The organism is Marinobacter sp. L-80, from assembly GCF_056859395.1.
On record NZ_JBSXOI010000011.1, the window covers coordinates 1 to 6,540 of the forward strand.

Sequence of the window (6,540 nt, forward strand, 5' to 3'; positions counted from 1 at the left end):
GACGCCTCCATCATCCCTGTAAAGAAAGGCACCTGGATCATTTCCCAAAAAAAATGCAGCAAAAAGCTGACAGACCAGATTAAAAAAAACAGGAACCAGCCTCTACGTGATGGTCGACGTGAACAATGCATAATCTATCCAACTAATCTATTAATTTCAGGCAGTCGAAGTTGAAATCGCCATTTCCAATTGAATACTAGGAGTCTGCGCGGCAGAAACGTTTTGAGCCCTCGTTTCCGCCAGACCGGATCATTGTCTGGCCGGAAGGAGTGTTCGCGATATCGGATCGGCTCCATCATCGCTTTCGATCCAGCCAGTTAACCGGTTAAAAGGGGCATCGCAGGGCCCCAGCTGTACCTACCGTGAGCCAAAGGCTGCCTCAGCGACTTATGCCAGCCTCATCAGTGAACTCATGCGCCTGAGATTGAGCGACAGACAGACAAGATCCCATTCACCCTGCACCGCCTGAAGGCCCCGCAAGCCGAACTGCCGGAAGCCCAGGACATTCTTGATCCAGCCATTCACCGCCTCAACCATGTGCTTGCGCTGAGCGTAGACTGCTCGCCCCTCCGCCGTGGTAAGCTTCTCCTCCATGCGGGCCGTCGCCGGGTACCGGCTCGCGTTTATATCTCCGGTTTTTTTGCCTTCCCGGCGCAGCGAGACGTAGCCATCTATGCCTTTTGTCTCCAATGCCTGCAAGTCTTCCTCTTTGCGATAACCCGCATCAGCCAGACATTGGCCCGGGTAACTTCCCAGAGTTTCTTTTACCTCGCCCAGCAGCGGCACCAGACAGCCGTTATCACTGGGGTTGTTACCCTGGCGGTTGCCCACGATGATCTGGAACTCGCCATCCACGGCCAGTTGGCCGTTATAGCATTGCTGGAACCCATCATTCGTTTTCATGATCCGGCTTTGGGGGTCGGTAAAGTTACTCTGAGCCTTGTCCTCCGGAACTCCATAGTCTCTCTTGAAGTTCCGGCCACCCTTGGGTGAGCGGCGATCATCGTCTGGATGCCGGCCTTTGGCCTCATCTTGCGTTTTTTGATCCGCTTCCAGTTTCTCCTTCGCTGCCCGGATCTTGTCCAGCCGCCCCTGACGGTGCTGAAGCTCTTCGGGTAACTCGTCGCCCCGCTGATCCGGGCCAAACTGTTGGTCTTCCGATTCATCCACACGGCGAGCCTGGCCACAAAGCTCATCAACCTCTTTTGACAGACGGGCTTCTTCCTCCCGCATGCGGTCATAGCTCATGGCCTTGTGCTTACTGGCGTTGGCCCGGACCTTGGTGCCATCAATCGCCAGCGTACCGAGAGTAACCAATTCCGCTTCCTGGGCGATCCGGACCACCTGAATAAATACGGCCTTGAACGCAGCCAGGTGTTGCTTGCGAAAATCGCAGATAGTGCGGTGTCTGGGGAAATTGCCAGCCGCCAGGACCCGAAGGGCGACATCTTCTTCCAACTTCCGGGCGATCTTTCGTGATGAAAACACGCCGGTCGCGTACGCATAGATCAACACCTTCAACATCATCCGCGGATCGAAAGGCGAGTTGCGCCGACCGCTCCCTTCATACCGGGCGTAGAAGGCGCTCAGATCCAGTTCCTCGACCACGTCACTGATGAAATAGGCCAGATGCCCTTCGGGCAGCCACTCGTTCAGGCTCGGGGGAAGAGGCAGTTCCTGATCAGGTGAATAGGGGCGGAAGGTGGTTCCCATCGGATTCTCCGGTGCTGAAGAATTTTTACGTATTATGCCAGAAGGTGGCTCCTGCCGCGCAGACTCCTAGCCAAGTCTTCCCAACCCTGGGAATGTTGCTAGCCTCCACAAAGCTAATTGAATTATCTGGCCGGTTAAAGCCATCGCACCCAGCACTAAGGGCCTAAATCGCCTATGTGATATGTCGTCAGATCTTATTGGCCCCTGGCAGTGTTCCGGCGAGCCGGCCGATCCCTCCTGGTATTGGCTGGCTTCACCTTGACCGAAGCTTGTACTATCCTATAGGCAGACGGTCAGAATCTGGCCCGGTCAGCGGGGGACACCTGCTGACGCAATCGCAGTTCCCAATTACTCGACGGACGGAGAACACCATGAAACGACTGACACTTGTTGCTACTGTCATTGCCGGTCTGCTTTCCATGCCGGCCCTGGCGGCGGATCACGATCAGCATCGCGATGCAAAGCATCAGGAGCAGGACCAGAAGAGAGCAGCGGCGATGCAGCAGAATATGGAAGAAATGCAGGCGCTGATGAGCCGGATCAAACAGGAGCAGGACCCTGCCAAGCGCCAGGAGCTGATGCAGGACCATATGAAAGCCATGCAGGAAAACATGCAGATGATGCATGGAGACATGAAGGGCTGCATGGGAATGATGAAGGAAATGAAGGGGTCGATGAAGGATCAGCCGATGAAATCGAAAGGGGCGGAGAAATCCGGCCATTCCGGCCATTGAGGTCATCAAGCCCTTATCCTTCGCGCTGATATTCGATCTGTTGTAAAGGTGACCGTCCAGGCGGTCACCAGAAACCGCCTTAACTCCTTTGTCTCCGACATGTTGCCAGTCCTGTCTAAGACATAAGTCGTAAGCCCTCTGGATTTTCAGCTTCGTTTCAGGTTTCATTGGTTGCGGCCTGCCTGCAATCAGGAGTTTGGTTGCCCTGCTGTATGCGACACGGCGGAATGACCGACCATCAGGTCCGTTTGCTGAGCTCTTCTGACGACTAATAAGACGACTAATAATAGGGATCACAATGAAGCAACTGAAACTTAAGCGCAGCCCGCTTTAACTGGCGATTCTCGGAGCAGCCGCAGTGTATGCTCCAAACCCTGTCATGGCGGCCGAATTTGATTTTCATGGCGACATGAACAACCGGTTTCAGGCCTACACCAATCAGAGGGATTGGTTCAGAACAGGAAACTCGGGTGGCGGTACGCTGAAAGACAGCGATCCCACCGAGACTTATGGTGAAATGAAATACCGGTTCTGGTTCACCGCCGCCTCTGACGATGGAATGGTCAAGGGCGTGTACGCAACCGAAATCGGCGGCATTCGCTTCGGCGAGGGTTCAGGTGGCGACTTTTCCGGTGACGGTGTAAATGTCGAGACTCGCTGGGCTTACGTCGACTTCGCTTTGCCCGATACCGTTGATCAGCGTCTGAAAATCGGGTTGCAGCCGGTTTCGGTCAACGCCAATGTCTGGAATGAGACCGCAACCGCTGTGGTGCTGACCGGGAAGCTTCAGTCTGGTATTGACTATCAGCTTCTGTGGGGGCGTGGTGACTCCACCAACGAGGGCGCCAACGACTCCCCGGAAGACGAGGGCTGGGATGGCGCTGATAACTTTGCGCTGAACCTGGATAAGCACTTTTCGCCCAACCTGAACGCCGGAATTTTTTATCTGTATCAGATGAACAATCAGGTTGCAGAGGGGGTCGGCGAAATCAATAGCAGGAACTACGAGCTGAAGCTGATTGCTGATAACTCGGAATACTCGGTGTCAAACCTGGGTGCGACCTTCGACTACAACAGGGAGACGTCGGCAGGCCGGCTTTTCCTCAAGGGTACCGCCATCGCCCAGACGGGAACGATAGAAGGTGTTAACTTCAACCCTATAAACGGGGCTGTGAATCCGAACACCAGCTATGACCTGTCCACCTTTCTGGGCCGTGGCGAGCTTGGCCTGCAGTTCGGTCCCAATACCGTCACCTACACAATGGTGTATGCATCAGGGGACAGCAATGAGCAGGATTCCAATTTCGATGCGTTCATCTCCACGGACGTCGATCTGACGGACAGCATGATTTTCCAGGAAAATTTCACGGACGATGATTATTTCGCCGAGACGCCTTATATCCTGGATAAGGGCTATTTCCTGAATAAGATCCAGCTCGATCACAAGGTCCGGCCTAACCTGAAGCTCAGTGGAATGCTGGTGTACAACCGGCTGGCGGAAGCCATTACGCTGGCTGACGGGAGTTCATCAAAAGATCTGGGCTTGGAGTTCGGTGGACGGGTGAGCTATCTTCCGTATCCGTCCCTGGAAATTGCGGCGGAAGCGGCTTATCTGCTTGCGGGAGATGCAGTGGATGCACTTGAGGAAGGCGCGCTTCAAAACGGCCAGAGTGATAAGGACATTGTGCATGTTGCCGGCCGCGTCCGGTATAAGTTTTAACTGACCAGAAGGTGCGAAGCCGACGCTTCGCACCTTATTCCTTTCGAAGAGCCTCTGTATGACGAATGTAATCAGCTGTGCCAGCGTCCGGATCTTTCGTTTTGTCGTTTTAATTGTTTTTACAATAACCGGACAGCTCTGTTTCGCAGCTGAGCGCTTCGATCCTTTTGTTTCCGCGATCAGCCGGATCGACAAGGACGAAGGTCTGGTTTACATAGACCGGCACAATAGTGTCGCGGGGGTGGGGGATGTTTTCGTTACGGCAAAACCCGTTCAGAACGGCGATGCCAGTTTGGTCGGTGACCGCCGGTCCGTAATCGGTATTTTACGGATTAATCCGGAAGAATTCGTTGGCAAGCTGCTGTCCGGGCCCATGCCTGGTGTAAATGCCGTTGTGGAGAGGTTTGGCCCTTTGCCGGCCGTAATTAAAAGTACAACCGAAAAAAGCGGGCCCGTGGCAGAAGAACTGAAATCCATGTTTCCACGCCTGGTCTGGGAAAATGAGGAAAGCAAGGCAGAGCCCTCTCTGACGTTCGAGTTAATAAGCAAGGGCAGGGTAGTTGTCACCTATGACCAAACCTGGCTGGTCGGGATGATTGATATCGGCGCAGCTTCATACTCAAAGGAAGAGAGTTTTCGTGTTGCGGCAGAGGCGGAGGCCGAGCTTGCTCTTGAGTTGCCGGGCCGGGCAGGTTCGATTGCGGTCCATGAAATCCCGGGGCGTTATGTCGTGGCACTGGAAGGCAAGCAGACAATCAGGTTTTTTTCGGGGCGCTCCGATGGCTCTGTAAGCGAAATCGCCGTGGTTGATATTCCACGTGGCGAGAGAATCATTTACATGGACTGGTATAGCAGTGCCGGTGAGCTTTATCTGCTGGTCAACCAATGGGATGATTACCGGGTGTCAGGTTCTGTTGTCAGGCTTGACGGGGACCGAGCCATGTTGGTCGGGTTTTCGCCATTGATGATGGGCGTGCATGATACCGACCTGGATGGGCGGAGTGACACCATTCTGGGGCAGTCCTATACGGCAGAGCACGGCTTCGGGTCAAAGATTTACACGGTTATGCCGGGGCAAGAGAAGATGGCGGAAAGCGCCAATGACACATTCAGCGCCCTGACGCCGGGTTTCAGGGTGTTGGGCTCCCGGGTTCTGGGCAAGACAGACAGCGGCGATCTGGCTTTTGTAAGTGCGTTTGACGGTAAAGCCTCTGTGTATTCCGGCAATGGCCCGGAATTGCAGCTCAGCTACGATATGGACCCTCTTGTCAGCTCGGAAATCCGGTTTGAGGTAAACCCGGAACTGATTTTCAGTCCGACAAGAACCCTGTCCCTGGGTAACCCGTTTGTCGGCGGCACTGGAGGGGCGGATAGGGTTTCGCGCCCCATGGTGGGTATTGCGCAGCGCCCGAGCCCTGCGGAGGCCGCAGGTCCCAGGGATGTCGTCGCTATCGACTGGCTGGACGCAAACCCGGGCTCGCCATCGGTTCTGGGAAGATCCAGGGTATCCATACCCCGCTCGGCGAAGCCGGCCTATGGGAGCGGCGGGCTGTTCTTTTTCTCGGTAGGAAGCCGAGGTGGAGATAGTAAGGCCGGGGAAGGCGCAACAAGGCTCTACCGGCTTCCAGCCGACCTGGGACACTAGCCAAGCCTTCCCAACACGGGAAAGGTCGACAGCATCCAGGTGGCGAACCAGGTCATCTGGCCGGTTAGCACCATTATGCCCATGATGATCAGCACCAGGCCCGCCAGTGCCCTTAGCGGCCTGCTCCAGCGGCTGAATCCGCGCACTCGCTTGCGAAAATGCTCGATGAACAGCGCGGTTCCGAGAAACGGGAGTGCCAGGCCGAGCGAATACACCGCTAGGTACAACATGCCCGTTTCTGCGTTGGCGTGGGTGGAACTGAGCGCCAGTATGGCTCCGAGTATCGGGCCGATGCAGGGCGTCCAGCCGACGGCAAAGGCGATGCCCAGCAAAAAGGCCACAGGCAAGGGAATGTCGTGGTGGCTAGAACTGATATCTGGTTGAAAGCCGTACTGATAATAGCGCTGACTGTCACACTCCTTTTGGGTGTATTTGCGCAAGTGTTTGTAGGGCCGTTTGCATGATGGCCGAAGCCCATTATTTATTGCCGAGAGTAATCACCGCCCTGACGTCTGAGATCAAGCCAGCCTCTATAGAGCCAACGCAAACCAAAGAGCGAGACTGTTGGAACGATAATCCACTGCGCGAGAGGGGCGATACCTGTGCCAAGGAAGGGAAACAGGGGCATAGAATCATTGTAGCTCCAGCGCTGGCCTGCGCCTGTGGCCCAGGCTTCAAAGACTATGGTTATAAGCAGACCGGTAGCAAAATACGCTCCTAAAGCATGG

The 6,540-nt window shown here is 55.0% G+C and carries 4 protein-coding genes and 2 pseudogenes; 3 read left to right on the plus strand and 3 right to left on the minus strand.

All coding sequences use genetic code 11. The features are described from left to right. Window positions 1–387 precede the first annotated feature (387 nt). Window positions 388–1,713, minus strand: a complete 1,326-nt coding sequence (locus AC13E3_RS00260; protein ID WP_405418166.1) for an IS1182 family transposase — start codon at window positions 1,711–1,713, stop codon at window positions 388–390. Window positions 1,714–2,084: 371 nt separating this feature from the next. On the opposite strand from AC13E3_RS00260, the gene AC13E3_RS00265 reads away from it, so the two are divergent. The 3 genes from AC13E3_RS00265 (at window position 2,085) to AC13E3_RS00275 (ending at window position 5,812) form a co-directional block, all read left to right on the plus strand. Beyond that, entirely contained in the window at window positions 2,085–2,447 is a 363-nt protein-coding gene (locus AC13E3_RS00265) for an EMC3/TMCO1 family protein (protein ID WP_008174513.1), read from the plus strand. Between the two features lie 358 nt (window positions 2,448–2,805). After that, entirely contained in the window at window positions 2,806–4,167 is a 1,362-nt protein-coding gene (locus AC13E3_RS00270) for a hypothetical protein (RefSeq protein WP_303291894.1), read from the plus strand. Window positions 4,168–4,225: 58 nt separating this feature from the next. Then, on the plus strand, window positions 4,226–5,812 hold the full coding sequence (locus AC13E3_RS00275; protein ID WP_008174516.1) for a hypothetical protein: 1,587 nt from the start codon (window positions 4,226–4,228) through the stop codon (window positions 5,810–5,812). Here the strand turns inward: AC13E3_RS00275 and AC13E3_RS00280 are convergent. Both AC13E3_RS00280 and AC13E3_RS00285 read right to left on the minus strand, forming a co-directional pair. Then, window positions 5,809–6,150 (minus strand): annotated as a pseudogene (locus AC13E3_RS00280) (urease accessory protein UreH domain-containing protein); the annotation flags it as partial. The gene AC13E3_RS00275 and the pseudogene AC13E3_RS00280 overlap by 4 nt on opposite strands. Before the next feature lie 143 nt (window positions 6,151–6,293). Next, window positions 6,294–6,540 (minus strand): annotated as a pseudogene (locus AC13E3_RS00285) (hypothetical protein); the annotation flags it as partial.